Annotated in this window: 16 protein-coding genes and 1 riboswitch; of the genes, 12 read left to right on the top strand and 4 right to left on the bottom strand. The window is 64.0% G+C overall.

The genetic code is table 11. The features are described from left to right. Positions 1-9: 9 nt before the first annotated feature. Entirely contained in the window at positions 10-648 is a 639-nt protein-coding gene (locus tag NEK97_RS03480) for a VOC family protein (protein ID WP_211711634.1), read from the bottom strand. Between the two features lie 205 nt (positions 649-853). On the opposite strand from NEK97_RS03480, the gene NEK97_RS03475 reads away from it, so the two are divergent. Together NEK97_RS03475 and NEK97_RS03470 are read left to right on the top strand one after the other, a co-directional pair. Next, positions 854-2194 carry a bifunctional o-acetylhomoserine/o-acetylserine sulfhydrylase gene (locus NEK97_RS03475; RefSeq protein WP_257368503.1) on the top strand — a complete coding sequence of 447 codons (1341 nt, stop codon included), beginning with the start codon at positions 854-856 and terminating at the stop codon, positions 2192-2194. 173 nt (positions 2195-2367) lie between these two features. Continuing rightward, positions 2368-2484: riboswitch (SAM riboswitch) on the top strand. Between the two features lie 15 nt (positions 2485-2499). Next, positions 2500-3627: a homoserine O-acetyltransferase gene (locus tag NEK97_RS03470; RefSeq protein WP_257368502.1), complete on the top strand. Its 1128-nt coding sequence runs from the start codon at positions 2500-2502 to the stop codon at positions 3625-3627. Between the two features lie 31 nt (positions 3628-3658). Here the strand turns inward: NEK97_RS03470 and NEK97_RS03465 are convergent, their stop codons facing one another. Together NEK97_RS03465 and NEK97_RS03460 are read right to left on the bottom strand one after the other, a co-directional pair. After that, complete coding sequence (locus tag NEK97_RS03465; RefSeq protein ID WP_257368501.1) at positions 3659-4765, bottom strand: winged helix DNA-binding domain-containing protein; 1107 nt, start codon at positions 4763-4765, stop codon at positions 3659-3661. Between the two features lie 77 nt (positions 4766-4842). After that, a complete protein-coding gene (locus NEK97_RS03460; protein ID WP_257368499.1) occupies positions 4843-5685 on the bottom strand; it encodes an SGNH/GDSL hydrolase family protein in 843 nt (280 codons plus the stop codon). A gap of 70 nt (positions 5686-5755) precedes the next feature. On the opposite strand from NEK97_RS03460, the gene NEK97_RS03455 reads away from it, so the two are divergent. After that, positions 5756-6406 (top strand): alpha/beta hydrolase, encoded by a 651-nt coding sequence (locus NEK97_RS03455; RefSeq protein ID WP_257368497.1) that lies wholly within the window; start codon positions 5756-5758, stop codon positions 6404-6406. A 9-nt stretch (positions 6407-6415) separates the two neighbouring features. On the opposite strand, the gene NEK97_RS03450 is transcribed toward NEK97_RS03455, so the two are convergent. Then, on the bottom strand, positions 6416-6643 hold the full coding sequence (locus NEK97_RS03450; protein WP_257368496.1) for an RNA-binding S4 domain-containing protein: 228 nt from the start codon (positions 6641-6643) through the stop codon (positions 6416-6418). A 23-nt stretch (positions 6644-6666) separates the two neighbouring features. Between NEK97_RS03450 and NEK97_RS03445 the strand changes: the two genes are divergently transcribed. The 9 genes from NEK97_RS03445 to NEK97_RS03405 all read left to right on the top strand — a co-directional run bounded on the left by NEK97_RS03445 (position 6667) and on the right by NEK97_RS03405 (position 16824). Continuing rightward, positions 6667-7671: a DMT family transporter gene (locus tag NEK97_RS03445; protein WP_257368494.1), complete on the top strand. Its 1005-nt coding sequence runs from the start codon at positions 6667-6669 to the stop codon at positions 7669-7671. Between the two features lie 111 nt (positions 7672-7782). Next, on the top strand, positions 7783-9168 hold the full coding sequence (locus NEK97_RS03440; protein WP_235519629.1) for a glycine--tRNA ligase: 1386 nt from the start codon (positions 7783-7785) through the stop codon (positions 9166-9168). A 2-nt stretch (positions 9169-9170) separates the two neighbouring features. Next, positions 9171-10133, top strand: a complete 963-nt coding sequence (locus tag NEK97_RS03435) for a GNAT family N-acetyltransferase (protein ID WP_257368493.1) — start codon at positions 9171-9173, stop codon at positions 10131-10133. Positions 10134-10347: 214 nt separating this feature from the next. Next, the gene (locus tag NEK97_RS03430) at positions 10348-11721 is read left to right on the top strand and encodes an FAD-binding oxidoreductase (protein ID WP_257368491.1); all 1374 of its coding nucleotides are present in this window, start codon (positions 10348-10350) and stop codon (positions 11719-11721) included. 53 nt (positions 11722-11774) lie between these two features. Next, positions 11775-13265 (top strand): YibE/F family protein, encoded by a 1491-nt coding sequence (locus NEK97_RS03425; protein ID WP_257368490.1) that lies wholly within the window; start codon positions 11775-11777, stop codon positions 13263-13265. Positions 13266-13365: 100 nt separating this feature from the next. Beyond that, a complete protein-coding gene (locus NEK97_RS03420) occupies positions 13366-14304 on the top strand; it encodes an ABC transporter ATP-binding protein (RefSeq protein WP_257368488.1) in 939 nt (312 codons plus the stop codon). After that, a complete protein-coding gene (locus tag NEK97_RS03415; protein ID WP_235519641.1) occupies positions 14301-15077 on the top strand; it encodes an ABC transporter permease in 777 nt (258 codons plus the stop codon). The genes NEK97_RS03420 and NEK97_RS03415 overlap by 4 nt, the downstream gene beginning before the upstream one ends. 29 nt (positions 15078-15106) lie before the next feature. Further along, positions 15107-16216, top strand: coding sequence for a sensor histidine kinase (locus NEK97_RS03410; protein WP_257368486.1), 1110 nt, complete (start codon positions 15107-15109; stop codon positions 16214-16216). Beyond that, positions 16213-16824 (top strand): response regulator, encoded by a 612-nt coding sequence (locus NEK97_RS03405; protein WP_235519644.1) that lies wholly within the window; start codon positions 16213-16215, stop codon positions 16822-16824. Before NEK97_RS03410 ends, NEK97_RS03405 begins: the two co-directional genes overlap by 4 nt. The last annotated feature ends 10 nt before the right edge of the window (positions 16825-16834 follow it).

The following is a 16834-nucleotide window of genomic DNA, read 5'->3' as shown; positions in this document are numbered from 1 at the left end:
GTGGAACGGTCAGATGGTAACGGCCCCGGAGGCTGTTTCGAAGGTCACAGCCATGATGCCCGGAGTACCCCGCGGTGCGATCCACTGGACGGCTACGTCCTCCAGCGGCTTTTCCACGGGTTCGCCCAACCACTCGGTCACACGTTCCGCCGAGCCCGCAATGGTGAGGCTGGACATCTTCACGTCACTTTCGTAGACCTTTGAAGGATGCAGGGTGGGGTCGCCCTCCCACTTGAGGAGGTAAGGGACCTGGGGATCGGCAATCAGGCCAAGGATGCCGATCTGCTGCCACACCAGCTCGCGGCCGTCAGGGAACTTGCGGTTACCGGGTACGGCGGCGCGGCCGAGGCGCTCCTCGAAGGGGGCGAGGTCGTCAACGGCGACGCACCAGCCCATCCAGCCGCCACCGGCAGCCGAGCGTGCACGCACTGCCTGGCCAAAGGGGGCCTTGTCGGAAGCCGGGTGGTCCAGGACCTCCACGACTTCCAGGTACTTGTTATCCGCGAGGGGAATGATCATGTTCCGGGTTCCGAAGCGCGGGTGCACTCCGCCCCGGACTGCGTCCACTCCCAATGCCGCGGAAATTCGTTCGGTAGTGGCCAAAAGGCCATCTCGTTCACAGGCGTAAGAGACGTGATCCATGCGCATGGCATCATCTTGGCACTTTGTGATCGGCGTCTCAGCTAAGCCAAGCCTTACCAACATGGGATGTTATTGCACAAGGGTGCAACAGTGTCACAAACGTACGCCGGGGGACCGAATCATTCCACCGGCGTCACAAAGCTGTCCAAGGCCCGCAGGGTATTCCTAGACTGGCCCCAGTTCACACCACTCCATCAATTCCGTTGAAACCATGTGCCACGAACAGGAGAACTCCATGTCCCAAGGATGGTCTTTCGAAACCCGCCAGATCCATGCAGGTCAAGAGCCCGACGCCGCCACCGGTGCTCGTTCGCTGCCGATCTACCAGACCACGTCCTTCGTGTTCCCCAGCGCCGAAAGCGCAGCCAACCGCTTCGCACTGGCTGAGCTCGCGCCGATCTACACCCGCATCGGAAACCCCACCCAGGATGCCGTTGAACAGCGGATCGCCAGCCTTGAAGGGGGCCTCGGCGCGCTCCTGCTCAGCTCCGGACAAGCGGCGGAGACCTTCGCCATCCTGAACATCGCCGAGGCAGGTGACCACGTTGTGGCCAGCCCCAGCCTCTACGGCGGGACCTACAACCTGCTCGCGCATACCCTGAAGAAGTTCGGTATTTCGGTTACCTTCGTCGCAGACCCGGACAACCTGGACCAGTGGCGTGACGCCGTGCAGCCGAACACCAAACTCTTCTTCGGCGAAGTGGTGTCCAATCCGCGCCAGGACGTCCTGGACATCGAAGGTATCGCAGGGGTCGCGCACCAGGCCGGGGTGCCTCTCATTGTCGACAACACCCTGTCCACTCCCTACCTGATCCGTCCCATCGAATGGGGCGCCGACATCGTGGTGCACTCCGCCACCAAGTACCTCGGCGGACACGGCTCGGCAATTGCCGGCGTGATCGTGGATTCGGGGAACTTCGACTTCGGCAAGGACCCCGAGCGGTTCCCGGGCTTCAACACCCCCGATCCCAGCTACAACGGCCTGGTCTATGCCCGCGACCTCGGCAAGGACGGGGCGCTCGGCGCAAACCTCTCCTACATCCTCAAGGCCCGCGTCCAGTTGCTCCGGGACCTGGGCTCCGCCGTCGCGCCTTTCAATGCCTTCCTGATCGCCCAGGGGCTGGAAACCTTGAGCCTTCGCGTGGAACGCCACGTCGCCAACGCCACCAAAGTGGCGGAATGGCTTGAAGCGCACGACGACGTCGAATCGGTCGCCTACGCGGGTCTGCCGTCCAGCCCGTGGTACCAGCGCGGCAAGAAGTATGGCCCCAACGGCACCGGCGCCATCGTCGCGTTCAACATCAAGGGCGGCGTCGAAGCCGGCAAGCGCTTCGTGGACGGGCTGGAGCTTCACTCACACGTGGCAAACATCGGTGATGTGCGTTCGCTGGTCATCCACCCGGCCTCCACCACGCACAGCCAGTTGACCGCAGAGCAGCAGGAGATCGCCGGCGTCAAACCAGGCCTGGTGCGCCTGTCTGTTGGCATCGAGCACGTGGACGACATCATCGCCGACCTCGAAGCAGGCTTCAGGGCGGCCAAGGGAGCTTAGTGGCCCGCCTGATCCAGTAACGAACACCTTCTGTGCAGCGCCGCCCCGCGCCGTCGAATATTCGAAGGGCGGCGCTCCACAGCGCCCATTCGCGAACGATGTGACCCGAAACCGTCACAGTGTTGTCACATTCTTCGCCAGAGCTGCCCTGTTTTTCCTACACTCTTTCTATAGGTCACGAGTGCCAGCATGTAGCCCCGGCTTGCTGGCCGGCAACCCTCCTCCGCGGTGGGGTGCCCCGGGTGAAGACCTGGCCCGTTCGCGCGCAAGGCGACGGGCAAGCGCGAGGAATAGGTGTCAAAGGAATGACCATCACTGCAACAGCCATACCCACAGCCGAAGAAGCGGACGGCACGGTTAAGTACGCCAGCATCGGTTCGCTCGAACTCGAGGCCGGTGGTTTCCTTCCGGACGTTGTCCTGGCCTATGAAACGTGGGGCCGGCTCAATGCGGATGCCTCCAACGCCGTGCTCATCGAGCATGCGCTCACGGGCAGCACGCATGTGGCTCGCGGAGCAACCGACGAGGAAGGATGGTGGGAACAACTCGTCGGACCTGGCGCCACCATCGATACCACCAAGTACTTCGTGGTCTCCATCAACATCGTGGGCGGCTGTTACGGAAGCACGGGCCCGTCCACCGAAGCGCCGGACGGCCAGCCCTGGGGATCCCGGTTCCCCCTGATCACGCTGCGCGACAGCACGGTGGCTGAAGCGCGACTCGCGGACACCTTGGGGATCAAGGCCTGGCATGCCGTACTGGGCGGATCCATGGGAGGTGCCAGGGCCCTGGAATGGGCCGTGACATTTCCCGAACGGGTTGAACGGTGCGCTGTGATCTCGGTCGGCGCCTACAGCACGGCCGAGCAGATTGCGTTCGCGCAGGCCCAGACCCTTGCCATCCGGCAGGACCCGAACTTCAACAACGGCGACTACTACGGCGGCCCAGCCCCCGAAGAGGGCCTGGCGTTGGCACGCCGGATTGCGCACATCACCTACCGCTCGGCCCTGGAACTGGATTACCGGTTTGGACGTCAGCCGCAGCCCCAGGAAACGCCGCTTGCTGCCGCCGTCCTCGCGGAGCGGGGCCGATACCAGGTGGAGAGCTACCTGGACCACCAAGGGAACAAGCTTGTCCGCCGCTTTGACGCGAACAGCTACGTTGCCATCACAGAAGCCCTGATGTCCCACGACGTGACCAGGGGGCGTGGCTCACTCCAAGACGCACTGTCCCGGACCACTGCGCAGTTCTTCGTTGCGGCGGTGGACAGTGACAGGCTTTACTTCCCCGCACAATCGCGGGAATTGGCGGCCGCGCTTCCCGGGAACGTACCGGTCCACGTCATCGAAGCCCCGATTGGCCACGACGGCTTCCTGACCGAAATCGGTCAACTTTCCGCGCAACTCCACCAGGCCTTCTTTTCCCAGTCCTAAAGCAGTGACTTCCCAGCTTAGCCTTGACGTCTCATGCCCTTTTGGTCGGGAGGCCCAGGAAACTTCCATAGCGGGCCACCTCGGCGTCCAGTGCGATGTCTTCATCCGGAGTCGTGGGCCGGTTCATCCTGATGTCGAGTTCGCAGACGCCGTTGGTGAATGCGTGCCGCCACCACCCTGCCAGGCGCCCGTCCACCAGGACAACGTGCAGCGGGCTGTTGTCCTCGGGGAAGTACGGTGCCTTTCCGCCGAGAAAGTGCCGGGACTGGGAGTACCCCATCACGTACTCGTCATAGCACTGGATGAGGTCAACGCGGGGGAGTGCCGTCTCTTGGGGCGGCCCGGAAAGCCCTTCGACGTCTTCGGAGGCGAGGTGAAATTCCAACCCATCGAAAGAGGCCGCCCCGAGCGTTCCGGGGGAGAGCTCACGGGCAACGGTCAGCCCCAGGTTCACGTCCTTCATGGTGAGCCCGGACCAGGCCGCGCAGTCCTTGACTGTGGCAGGTCCACGGCTGGCGAAGTACCGCAGGGCCAGCCGCCCGAGGGCCTGTTCACGGTCCGTGCCCGTCAGCGGCCCACCCGCGGTGCCCGTGACCCGTTCGTCGAACAGGGCGTATGTCTGTTTCAGCGCACCACCTGAGGATCGGACGGGGTTGCCGCTGACCAGTATCCGGCTGATTTCCGCGTGCATGAGTTGGTAAATGAACGCCAAACCCTTGCTGGGCAAACCGGCCGCGCCGAGGATCGAGGCGAGCTCTTCCCGGGTCTTGTGCGCCCCGCCCTCCACGGCACGCGCCAGGACGTGTCCGCTTCGGGCTGCGGCTTCCTGGTCCAGGCCGGTTTGCCGGTACATGCCTTTGTTTCCCTGATGGAGCCTGTCGGCGGACAACCCCATCAGCCAGCCGAGATCGTCCCGGTGAACAAAATGCCAGGTGGGACGGAGGATGTGGGTGCGCAGGACGGTGCCGTCCGCCACCGCCTGCTCGACATCGGCTGCGGTAACCCCGGCGTGGGGTTGGCACCTTTGGGCGAGTGTCCACCGCGCGTAAGGAAATTCCTGTGACTGGACCGCCAGCAGGTTGCGGAGGGCTTCGGCCGGCGAACCGGCGTGGGGAGCACGCAGCTGCTGGCGCCTCATTCGCAACTGCCGGACCTTTCCCGTCAGGGGAGAACCATCATCCGACATTGGGGTCCTCCCCGGACGCGAGCCGCACGTTAGTTGCGCGGCAGCAAGGTGCCGTCGGCGCCGAAGACGGGACCCGGCGTCGGGCGCTTTGGCGTAATTCCGTCGCCAGAGGACTGGTGACGAAGCCGCCGCAGGACCCAGGGGACAAAGTACTCGCGCGCCCAGACGAGGTCCGAAGAGCGGGCTTCCCGCCACGTCCGCGGCGGAAGGGACTTGGGCATCAAAGGCTCAAGGGTGTGCTCGACGTTAAGGGCATCCAGGACCATCATGGCGATGGTGTGGTGTCCCAAAGGAGAAAAGTGCAGCCGGTCAACGTCCCACATCTGGGAATCCGACAACTGCCGAAGGGACCACATGTCCGCGATGATGGCGTCGTGCCGTGCGGCCACTGTCCGGAGGTTCTCGTTGTAGATGGCCACCTTTCCGCGGATGCGCCCCAAGACAGACGAGGCAGTGTCGGGGCCGTTGAAGAGGACCACCGTGGCACCGCCTGAACCGAGCTGAGCCACGGCGGCGTCAAGCTTTTCGGCCAGCAGGTCGGGGTCGCCGCCCGGCCGGATGAGGTCGTTGCCGCCAGCGGAGATCGAGACGAGATCGGGCTGGAGCTCAAGGCAGGGGCCCACTTGTTCGTCGACGATCTGCTGCAGCAGACGGCCCCTGATGGCGAGGTTGGCGTAGGCGAAGTCGTCGTGCCCACGGCCCAGCTCTTCGGCCACACGGTCGGCCCAGCCGCGGTAGCCTCCGGGGTTGCGGGGCTCGGGATCGCCGATGCCCTCGGTGAAGGAATCACCCAGGGCCACATACCGGCTCCAGGGGTGTTTTTGTACCGGGACTCCCGGCTTCAGCAAAGGATTATTGTCACTCACGCTCATATCCTGCCTCGTGTCTGCGACCCTACGCGACCGTAAGTTGTTACCTGTGGGCAACTGCAAGAATAGACCCATGACAGAAGCTCCCGCATTCCCCGCACCCGTTGTCCTGTGGTCCCACGACGAAGCCGAACGTGCCGGAAAGCCTTTGCTGGTCCTGCTGCATGGCTACGGCTCCAACGAGGAAGACCTCTTCAGCCTTGCCGGGATGCTCCCGGACGGATTTGTGGTGGCTGCCCTGCGAGCACCCATGCCGACGGGACCCGGCTACACCTGGTTCCCGCTCACGGCCTCCATTGACTACTCCATCGACGCAGTCAAGCTCGCTGCCGAGTACGCCCTGGAGTGGCTTGACTCAGTCAAGGCCAACCACTCCTCGGTGACGCTCCTTGGGTTCTCCATGGGCATGGCCATGGCCACCACCATGCTCCGGTACCGGCCCGCGGACTTTGCTGCCGTCGTCGGGCTTTCCGGTTTCGTGATCGACGCCGGCGCTGACCCGGCATTCCGTGACGACGAACTGGACGGTACCCTGCCGATGTTCTGGGGTCGTGACCAGCAGGATCCCGTCATCACCCCGGACAAGATCGAATACACCATGGGCTGGGTGCGCAAGCACGTGGACCTCACCAAGGTCCTCTACACCGGGATGTGGCACGGCATCAACCAGCAGGAGATCGGGCATGTGGGGGAGTTCCTCACCCACAAAGTGCTCACCGATTGAGCTCCGAGGTCAGGCAGCGGTGATCTTCACGGTCTGACCGTTGACCGTCACAGTATCGCCGGGGTGGAGTTGGCGGCCGCGGCGTTCGTCGATCTCGCCGTTGACCTTGACCAGGCCGTTCTTGATGAGCTCCGCTGCCTCAACGCCGTCCTCCACCAGGTTGGCGAGCTTCAGCAGCTGGCCTAGGCGGATCATGTCGTCGCGGATGGGGATTTCTTCGATTTCCGGGTTGCTCATACAGCAATGATGCCTGAAGTAGTGTGGTGACAGTGCCGCAGCCTTCCTCCCGTTCCGCCTTCCCGCTGGCCCTTGGGCTCCCGATTGCAGTAGCAACGGGCTTGGTCATTCCGCTCCAAGGAAGGATCAATGGTGCCCTTGGCGCCACACTGAACGACGGCATAGCAGCTGCCGTGGTGAGCTTCACCACAGGCCTGATTCTCATCAGCGCGATTTCGTTGGCGACCCCCAAAGGCAGGGCCGGTCTTCAGCGCATCGTCCCAGCGATCCGGAACCGCAGCTTTCCCCGTTTTTACGTGATGGCAGGCGCTATCGGTGCGCTGTTCGTTTTTGCCCAATCCTTCACGGTGGCACTGCTCGGCGTGGCACTGTTTACTGTCGCCGCAGTGACGGGGCAGACCCTCAGCGGACTGCTCGTGGACCGCATGGGCATCGGGCCCGGCGGGAAACGCGCCATTACCGGCGTCCGTGTCCTGGGCAGTGTCCTGACCGTTGCCGCCGTCGCGTGGGCTGTTTCGCCGCGGTTCGGGGCTGACGCGGATGTTGCCCCGCTGCTGTTGCCCGTGCTGCTTCCGCTGGCCGCCGGTTTCCTGATGAGCTTCCAGCAGGCCATGAACGGAACCGCAACCGTCCACTACGGGACGCCCGTCGCCGCCACGTTGGTCAACTTCATCGCGGGCTCCGCGATTCTTTGGATCGCCTGGCTCATCAAACTGGCAGTCGCCGGTCCTGGAAATCCGCTTCCGTCGGAGTGGTGGTACTACCTCGGTGGTCCCATGGGCTGCCTTTTCATTGGCCTGGCAGCGCTGCTGGTCCGCAGCCTCGGGGTACTGATCACCGGGCTGGGCATGATTGCGGGCCAGCTGGTGGGCTCTCTGGTGCTCGACGTCGTGATCCCCAGTCCCGGCGCGGTGGTCGCCTTGCCCACGGTGTTGGGAACCGTGCTGACGCTTGCCGCGATCATCGTGGCCACCCTGCCCTGGCCCAGGGGAGCTTTCGCACGAAGGGGTGCGGCCAAAGGCCGGTAGGGTAGGAGACAGCAATTTCCCCAACCTCCCCGCCGGACAACCACGTCCGGAATCCGGGGCTAACCACCGCGGACCGCACCCAGCGGCCCTGTAGAACAAATGGAGTTACCCATGGCAGCAAAATCCGTCCTTGACCAGGTCATTTCCCTCTCCAAGCGGAGGGGCTTTGTCTTCCAGGCCGGTGAAATCTATGGTGGCTCCCGTTCCGCGTGGGATTACGGCCCCTTGGGTGCGGAGCTGAAGGAAAACATCAAGCGCCAGTGGTGGCAGAGCATGGTCCGCGGCCGTGAAGACGTAGTGGGCCTGGACTCCTCGGTCATCCTGCCCCGCCAGGTATGGGAAGCCTCCGGCCACGTGGAGGTCTTTTCGGATCCGCTGGTGGAATGCCTGTCCTGCCACAAGCGCTACCGCGCCGACCACCTCCTTGAAGAGTTCGAGGAAAAGAAGGGCCGCCCCGCCGAGAACGGCCTCGCGGACATCGTCTGCGCCAACTGCGGCACCCGCGGCCAGTGGACCGAACCCCAGGAATTCTCCGGCCTGCTGAAGACCTTCCTGGGCCCGGTGGCCAGCGAGGAAGGCATGCACTACCTGCGTCCGGAGACCGCGCAGGGTATTTTCGTGAACTTCAACAACGTGCTGACCACTTCCCGGAAGAAGCCGCCGTTCGGCATCGGCCAGATCGGCAAGTCCTTCCGCAACGAGATCACCCCGGGCAACTTCATTTTCCGTACCCGCGAGTTCGAGCAGATGGAAATGGAATTCTTCGTCGAGCCAGGCACGGATGAAGAATGGCACCAGTACTGGATGAAGGAGCGCATGTCCTGGTACACCAACCTGGGCATCCGTGAGGAGAACCTGCGTTTCTTCGAGCACCCGCTGGAGAAGCTCAGCCACTACTCCAAGGGCACCACGGACATTGAATACCGCTTCGGTTTCCAGGGCTCGGAATGGGGCGAGCTTGAGGGCATCGCCAACCGCACCGACTTTGACCTCTCCACCCACGCCAAGGCTTCCGGCACGGACCTGAGCTACTTCAACCAGGCCACCAATGAGCGGTACACCCCGTACGTCATTGAGCCGGCCGCTGGTTTGACCCGTTCCTTCATGGCCTTCCTGATCGATGCCTACACCGAGGACGAGGCCCCCAACGCCAAGGGCGGCGTGGACGTGCGCACCGTGCTGAAGCTCGACCCCCGCCTCGCGCCGGTCAAGGCCGCCGTCCTGCCACTGAGCCGCAACGAGGACCTTTCCCCGAAGGCCAAGGCCCTGGGCGCGCAGCTGCGCCAGAACTGGAACATCGACTTCGACGACGCTGGCGCCATCGGCCGCCGTTACCGTCGCCAGGACGAAATCGGTACCCCGTTCTGCATCACCGTGGACTTCGACACCCTCGAAGACCAGGCCGTCACCATCCGCGAGCGCGACACCATGAGCCAGGAACGTGTGTCCCTGGACAAGGTTGAGGGCTACCTGGCCGCACGCCTGATCGGCGCCTGACCGTGGCTTTGGAGTACCGCGAATGGAAGGAGGGCGACGACCTCGCCCTCCTGGAGATCTGGGGTGGTCCGGAGACCCTGCCCGCTGAGCAGTTCCGTGCGGCCCTGGCCCCGTCCAGCAACCAGCCATGGCGGCGTTGCATCGTGGCCGAAGACGTCGTGGACGGTGGGCGCATTCCCGTTGCCGCCGGCGTCGTCCATGAAGCTTCGCTGCACCCGGAACGCCTTTGGGCGTACATCGAGGTTGCCAAGGACCATCGGCGCAGCGGCGTTGGTTCCACCCTCCTGGCGATGCTGCGCCGAGAAGCCGGGGACTCGCCGTCGGGCGTTTCCAAGCTACGCAGCAAAGTGGAACCGGATACTGCCGGCGCGGCATTTGCCGCTGCAGCGGGACTTGCCCCCATCCAGCGTTCGCAACTGGTTGTGGTGGAACCCGAGCCGCTGAAGCTGCCCCGTTTCGGGGATGGTTCCGAGGAAGCGGCGTCGGAGCGCGTGGAGGACCTGGCAACAGGTTCGGTGGAGCTCAGCGACGTGGTGGGTAAGTACTACTCTCACGTCCACCACTGGGACAGCCCGGGGGAGCTTAGCATCGCGACGGTCCAGCGCTTGTTCTTGCATGACCTCACGGGCGCCCATGGTGCGATCGTCCTGCGGGCGCCGAAAGCCAGTGCTTTTGGCCAGGGCGTTCCGGCGAGCCGCAAGGGCAAAATCCAGGCGTTTGCCATCAGCTACGCCCAGGGCAACTCGGATGAACCATCGGATGTCTTCCTGGGACACGATCCCAGTCTTTCCGATGGGGACGCGGAAGCGGCAGTGCGTGACCTCCTGGCTCTGATCGCCTACCAGCACCCTGTGCTGCTGGAAGTCGACGAATCGATGACGGCGTTGCGCTCGGTCCTGGGACCACTGTTCGAGTCCGGAAGAGCCCACGTTCGTGGTGCAGATACGTTGATCGTGAGCGACTGACCGAAATCCACGTACGACTTTGGAGCACTGCGAATCCTGTCTGGCCCTGTTTCCAGGGTCAGGCAGGATTCGTTGTTTTCTGGTCCTTATCAGAGGTTCTTGACGCGGCCGAGGCTCAGGAGTAGGTCTATCGACGTAAGCCCCCACGCCGTCACATCCGGGGGGAGAGGCGTGTGGAAAGTCCGGTCTCACGTCTGAATCGATGGTATGCACTATGAACAAGATCGCCCTCGACGGGCTGCGGGAACAGTTGCGTGGGCAACTCGTCACTCCTGAAGATCCTGACTACGACGCGGCACGCGCCGTTTTCAACGCGATGGTGGACAAACGTCCTGCCGGGGTCATCCGTGTAGCGCAGGTCTCCGACGTCATCGCCGGTGTGAACTTTGCCCGCGAGAACTCCATGCCGCTGGCCATCAGGGGCGGCGGGCACAGCGCTCCTGGTTTCGGGACGTGGGACGACGCCCTGGTGTTGGACTTCGTTAATCGCACCGGGGTTCGGGTGGATCCCCAAAATTCCCGGGCCCGGGCCGAAGGCGGTACGACCTGGGCCGACTTCAACCACGCCACGCACGCTTTCGGGCTTGCGACCACCGGTGGAATCGTTGGATCCACGGGTGTGGCGGGCCTGACCTTGGGCGGCGGGATCGGGTACCTCGCCAGGAAGTACGGGCTCTCATGCGACAACCTTGTCTCGGCAGATGTCGTGACGGCAGACGGCAAGTTCCTGATCGCCAGCGAGGAACAGAATGAAGACCTGTTCTGGGCGATCCGGGGCGGCGGAGGCAACTTCGGGGTGGTGACATCCCTTGAGTTCGCACTCCATCCGGTGGATATGGTCCATGCGGGCATCATCATTTACGGCGCGGAGAACATTCCCGCAGTAGCCAGGTTCTACCGTGACTACATAGCTTCCGCACCCGAAGAGCTCGGGGCATTCCTGGGCTTCCATCAGGGGCCGCCTGTGCCTTTCCTCCCCGAGGAGTGGCACGGCAAGGCAGTGTGCGTGGTGGTGGGAATGTGGACGGGAGACCCCGCTGAAGGGGATGCACGCTGGCAGCCATTCCTGGAGGCCGCCCCAGTGGCGGGATCCATGGTGGGACCCATGCCGTACCCGGCGCTGAACGTCGCCTTCGACGGACTCAACCCAAAGGGCATGCAGGGCTATTGGAAGGCCAACTTCCTGCGCGAACTCAACGACGGGGCCATCGCTGCCCACGCCCAATTTGGGGCCACCGTGACCAGCATGAACACCGCCGTCCACGTCTATCCCATTGATGGCGCTGTGTCCCGGGTAGCCGTAGAGGATACTGCCTTCGCCCACCGGGACATGAAGTTCTCTCCGGTCATTGCGGCCCAGTGGCCCGATCCTGCAGATAACGAAGCCAACATCGCCTGGGCCCGGGCGTACGCGGCCGCATTGGCACCGCACTCGGAGGCTGGTGGATACATCAACTTCATGGACTCGGAGGACCAGAACCGGGTCGCGGACAACTACGGACCCAACTGGGAGAAGTTGGTATCGGTCAAAGCCAAGTACGACCCCGACAACCTCTTCCGCGTCAACCAGAACATCCCGCCACGCTGAGCCGGGAGTCCACCGGATCCACGTAGGCTTAAGCCCATGAGGTTTTGCAGCTGATGGGCCACAGTCACTCCCACGGTCATCCTGAGGGTTCGGAACCAACCCCGCAGGCGGTCGCTTCCCGTAAAAGGGCCAACTTGCTGCTGGCGGCAGTCCTGGTTCCCTTGGGCGTGCTCACCCTTGTGGCGATGGTGCTTATGTGGCCCTCAGGCAGCCGGGAAGGGATCAACTTTTCAAGTCCCTACCAGGCGGCCCCGGGGGTCACGTTCGACACCGGCAAGATACAAAGCGTCGTGGTGGAAAGCTGTACCCAGACGGGGCAGTCAGACACGGGCCAGCCCACAACGGGTCAGCCCACCACAGGCCAGAACCAGGCCGGCGGCTCCCAGTGCACCTTTGCCTTCACTGTGCCGGACAAGGGCGGCGAGGCGGTCAAGGTGGTCATCAACCCCGATGTCGCGATGTCCCACGGCGTGGACGTTGGTGACTCCATCCGGTACCTGAATCTTTCGGGCGTGCAAGGCAACACGGCGGGCAGTGGCGCGCCGTCCTACGTTTTCGTCGACTTCGTGCGCAACATCCCCATAGCGGCCCTGGCTGTGCTGTATGCCGTGGTGGTGATCGCGGTGGCCCGTTGGCGCGGTTTCCGTGCGCTCCTGGGCCTGGTGGGAGCCTACTTTGTCCTGGTCAGCTTCATCCTGCCCGGTCTGGTGGAGGGCAAGCCGCCGCTCTTGTTGGCGTTGGTGGGATCCACTGTGATCATGATCGGGGTTCTGTACTTTGCCCATGGGTTCTCGGCAAGGACGTCCACGGCCTTGCTGGGAACCATTTTCGGGCTGGCGATCACGGCGCTCCTGGCGGCGTGGGCCACTGACGCGGCCAACCTGGCCGGCGTGGGCAACCACGATGCTTCCACGCTGGTCAACATGTCACCCCAGATTTCCATTTCCGGAATCATCCTCTGCGGCCTCATCATTTCCGGCCTGGGCGTCCTCAACGACGTCACCATCACCCAATCGTCGGCGGTGTGGGAGCTGTACGAGCTCGCACCCAACACCAGCGCCCGGAAGTTGTTTACTTCTGCCATGAGGATTGGGCGGGACCACATCGCCTCGACGGTCTACACCATCGCGTTTGCCTACGCCGGTGCGGCACTTCCCATTCTGATCATTGTGATGCTGTACGACCGCCCACTGGCAGAGGCTCTCACCAGCGCGGAATTGTCCGAGGAAGTCATCCGCACCCTGGTGGGCTCCATCGGGCTGGTCCTCGCGATTCCGGTCACTACCCTCATCGGTGTCCTGGTGGTCAAAGCCACCGGCATGAAGCGCCTTGCCGCTGCCGGGGGACCGGCCGTAAGTGCCGACGGCCTTGAGGATACCGGCGCGCTGGCCGCGGCCGCCGTCGTCGTCGGTTCCGGGCAGGACGAAACGAACGACGCCGGTGTCCGGCAAGGCGCCACCCCCGAACCGGCTGCCGTGGCCAGGACCGCCCGGCCAGGGAGTCGTCGGGCGCAGCGCGAAGCGGAGCGCCGAAGCAGCGATTGACCGGATGACATTTGTCATGCCGAACCGATGACACCCGCTACGGGTGCGCGGAAGGTTCCCCGGCTTGAATGGGTGTACAAGACCTATTCCAGGGAGAGCAATGACAACACCGGGAGTGCCGGCCGTTCGCGCCGCCGGACTGCATAAGAGTTTTGGCAAGGTCCAGGCGGTGCGCGGCCTGGACCTGACCGTGGAGCAAGGCGAAGTGGTGGCTTTCCTGGGCCCGAACGGTGCCGGCAAGACCACCACCATCGACATGATCCTGGGCCTCAGCGCTCCGGACGCCGGTGAGGTGTCCATCTTCGGGCACGCGCCCCGGGGAGCCATAGCCCGTGGGCAAGTAGCGGCCGTCATGCAGACCGGAGGCCTGCTGCGGGACATCAGCGTCAGGGAAACAGTGCAGCTAACGGCGGCCATGTTCGATTCTGCCCGGCCCGTGGACGAGGTCCTGACCCGCGCAGGAATTCTGGACATCGCCGATCGCCGGGTTGAAAAGTGCTCCGGCGGCCAACAGCAACGGCTACGTTTCGCCATGGCGCTGGTCTCGGACCCCGGGCTTCTGATCCTGGATGAGCCAACCACCGGAATGGACGTCGCCGGACGCCGCGACTTCTGGTCAGCCATCCGCGCCGACGCTTCGAGGGGGCGAACAGTCATTTTTGCTACCCACTACCTCGAAGAAGCAGACGCCTACGCTGACCGGATCGTGCTGGTGCGCCAAGGGAAAGTGGTTGCCGACGGCACCGCAGCCCAGATCAAGAACCTGGCTTCCGGAAGAACCGTCCGGGCGTCACTTCCCGCCGATGACCGAGTCCTGCTGGCAGGCCTGCCTGCGGCCGATCAGGTTGAGTTCGACGGCGGCCGGGTCACCGTCCGCTCTGCCGACTCGGATTCCGTGGTCCGTTTCCTGCTCACCAATACCGGCGCCCATGACCTTGAGGTCGTCGCGAACAACCTTGAGGAAGCCTTCGTTGCCCTCACCGCAGACGAGGCCGGGCCGGCCACGGCCCCCACGGCCATGGAAGGGGACCGGATATGAGCCAGGGAACAGCAATTCAGGACCGCAAGCCCTCCGCGGGCGGCGTCAACGCCACATTCCTTTGGATTGAGATTAAACGCATGCTCCGCAACCGGCGGACCATCATGTTCACGGTGCTCATGCCGGCGATCTTCTTTTTCATCTTCGGCTTGTCCAATAAGAACCAGCAACTGCCCAATGGACACAGCTACGGGCAGTACATCCTGATCAGCCTCACCGTCTATGCGGCCATGACAGCAGCCACGGGTGCGGGCAGCCAGGTGGCCGTGGAACGTGCCCAGGGCTGGAGCAGGCAGTTGCGCCTCACACCCCTGTTGCCCGGTGCGTACATAGCCGTCAAGGCCGCGGCCGCGCTGACCCTCTCCTTGGTTGCAGTGATCGCCCAGTTCGTGATCGGTGCCCTCGCCGGGGTGACCATGGACGCCCAGACATGGCTGACCGCCGGCCTGGTGGCCTGGGTGGGTTCCTTGGTATTCGCCGCACTCGGTCTCTTCGTGGGTTACCTCATGCCAAGCCAGAACGTCATGCAGATCCTGGGCCCGGCCCTGGCCATCCTGGCCATGCTCGGAGGGCTCTTCATGCCGATTGAGATCATGGGCGATACCTTTGGTGCCATCGCCAAATTCACCCCGGCCTACGGGATCGGACAGCTGGCACGAAGCCCTATCACCGGGGAGTTCGATGCCCTGTGGATCGTGAACGTCTTGGTCTGGCTGGCGATATTCGTGGGCGGGGCAGCCATGGCCTTCCGTCGCGACACCAACCGTGTCTGAGCCGCTGGGCCGTGACTAAGGTGGGATCCATGAGCAGCCCGTCCTTGTGGGAAACACTCCGCGGTCCAGGTCCCCGAAAATGGTTCATCGGCGCTGCGTTCTCCATCGTGTTGTGGGCCTGGCCCACCTGGAACCTCGTATGGTCCGTGGACGAGCCCGTGAGCTGGAAGGTTCTCGCCTCGGCGTCGTTGGTGGCTTTCTTCGCGGCTTACGCCCTCCTGCCCATGATCAGCCGGGGAAGGAACGCCCGGACGGGTTTGGCCTGCGTCACGATCCTCCTGGCCCTGAACGGACTCGTCATCCTGCTGGTGGGCAAGGAAGCACTGTGGACATGGCCCTTCCTTGCGTGCGCCATTGGAATGACCACGCTGCCGCCCCGCGTTGACTTCGCCTTGATCATGGCACTGTCCGGTATTTCCCTGGCCTCCGAACTGGCAGAGGGCAGCCCGGAGCAGGCATTCTTCCAGCCGGCGCTGATCCTGTCCCTCGGCTTCATGATGTCCTCTTTCGCGCGCCTGATCCGCCAGACAACAGCGCTGCGGGCCGCCCAAACGGAACTCGCAGACGCCGCTGTGGCGGCCGAACGCAGCCGAGTAGCCCGGGACATGCACGACATCCTGGGACATTCCCTCACCGTCATTGCCGTCAAAGCGGAGTTGGCAGGCCGATTGATGGAAGCCATCGCCGGCGGCCCGGCAAAGGACAGGGCAGCAGGGGAGATCAGTGAAGTCCAGGAGCTTGCCCGTGGTGCGCTCGCCGACGTCCGGGCCACGGTGGCCGGATACCGCGGGGTCAACGTCCTTGCCGAACTTGCGGCGGCGAGGACCGCCTTGGAATCGGCCGGCATCCACGCCGACCTTCCCCGGACAGTGGAGCAGGTGCCGGCCAAGTATCGGGAACTGTTCGGCTGGGTGCTGCGGGAAGGCGTCACGAACGTTGTGCGGCATTCAGGCGCCGTTCAGTGCCGGGTCCGGTTGACGGCGTCGACCGTCCTGGTGGAGGACGACGGCGTGGGGCCGGGGCCGGGCGTCCCCGGCAGCGGGTTGGCAGGGATCCGGGAGCGTGCCGCCACGGCCGGCGGAACGGTAAGTATTGGTGCGAGCGACCTGGGAGGGTTCAGATTGGCAGTTGACGTATGAGCATTCGATTGGTGATCGCGGACGACCAAGCCTTGGTCCGGGGTGCCCTCGCTGCCTTGTTGGGCCTTGAAGCGGACATCGAAGTAGTGGCTGAGCTGGGGGATGGGACCGGTGTGGTTGCGGCCGTGGTGGAGCATGCGGCTGACGTGGCCATGCTGGATGTCGAAATGCCGGGCCTGGACGGTATTTCCGCAGCGGCCGCCGTTCGCCGTGCGGCGCCGTCGTGCCACGTCCTGATGGTCACGACGTTCGGAAGGCCGGGATATCTCAGGAGGGCCATGCAGGCCGGAGCATCCGGGTTCGTGGTCAAGGACACCCCGGCGCGTCAGCTGGCCGAGGCGGTTCGGCGGGTGCACCAAGGGCTGCGGGTGGTGGACCCTTCGCTTGCAGCCGAGTCGTTGATGTCGGGAGACAGTCCGTTGACCGAACGCGAGGCGGAGGTGCTGAAGGCGGCGTCCGACGGCGGTACGGTGGCCGATATTTCCAAGGCCGCGATGCTTTCCGAAGGCACGGTCCGAAACTATCTCTCGGCGGCCATGGCCAAGACCGGTGGGCGGACGCGGGCCGAAGCCGTGCGGTTGGCCCATGAGAACGGGTGGCTTCTCTAAGGGCCTGACT

It is taken from the genome of Paenarthrobacter sp. UW852, assembly GCF_024608385.1.
Lineage (GTDB): Bacteria > Actinomycetota > Actinomycetes > Actinomycetales > Micrococcaceae > Arthrobacter.
Note: the sequence above shows the minus strand (reverse complement) of the source record. Positions and strands in the feature narration are given on the sequence as shown.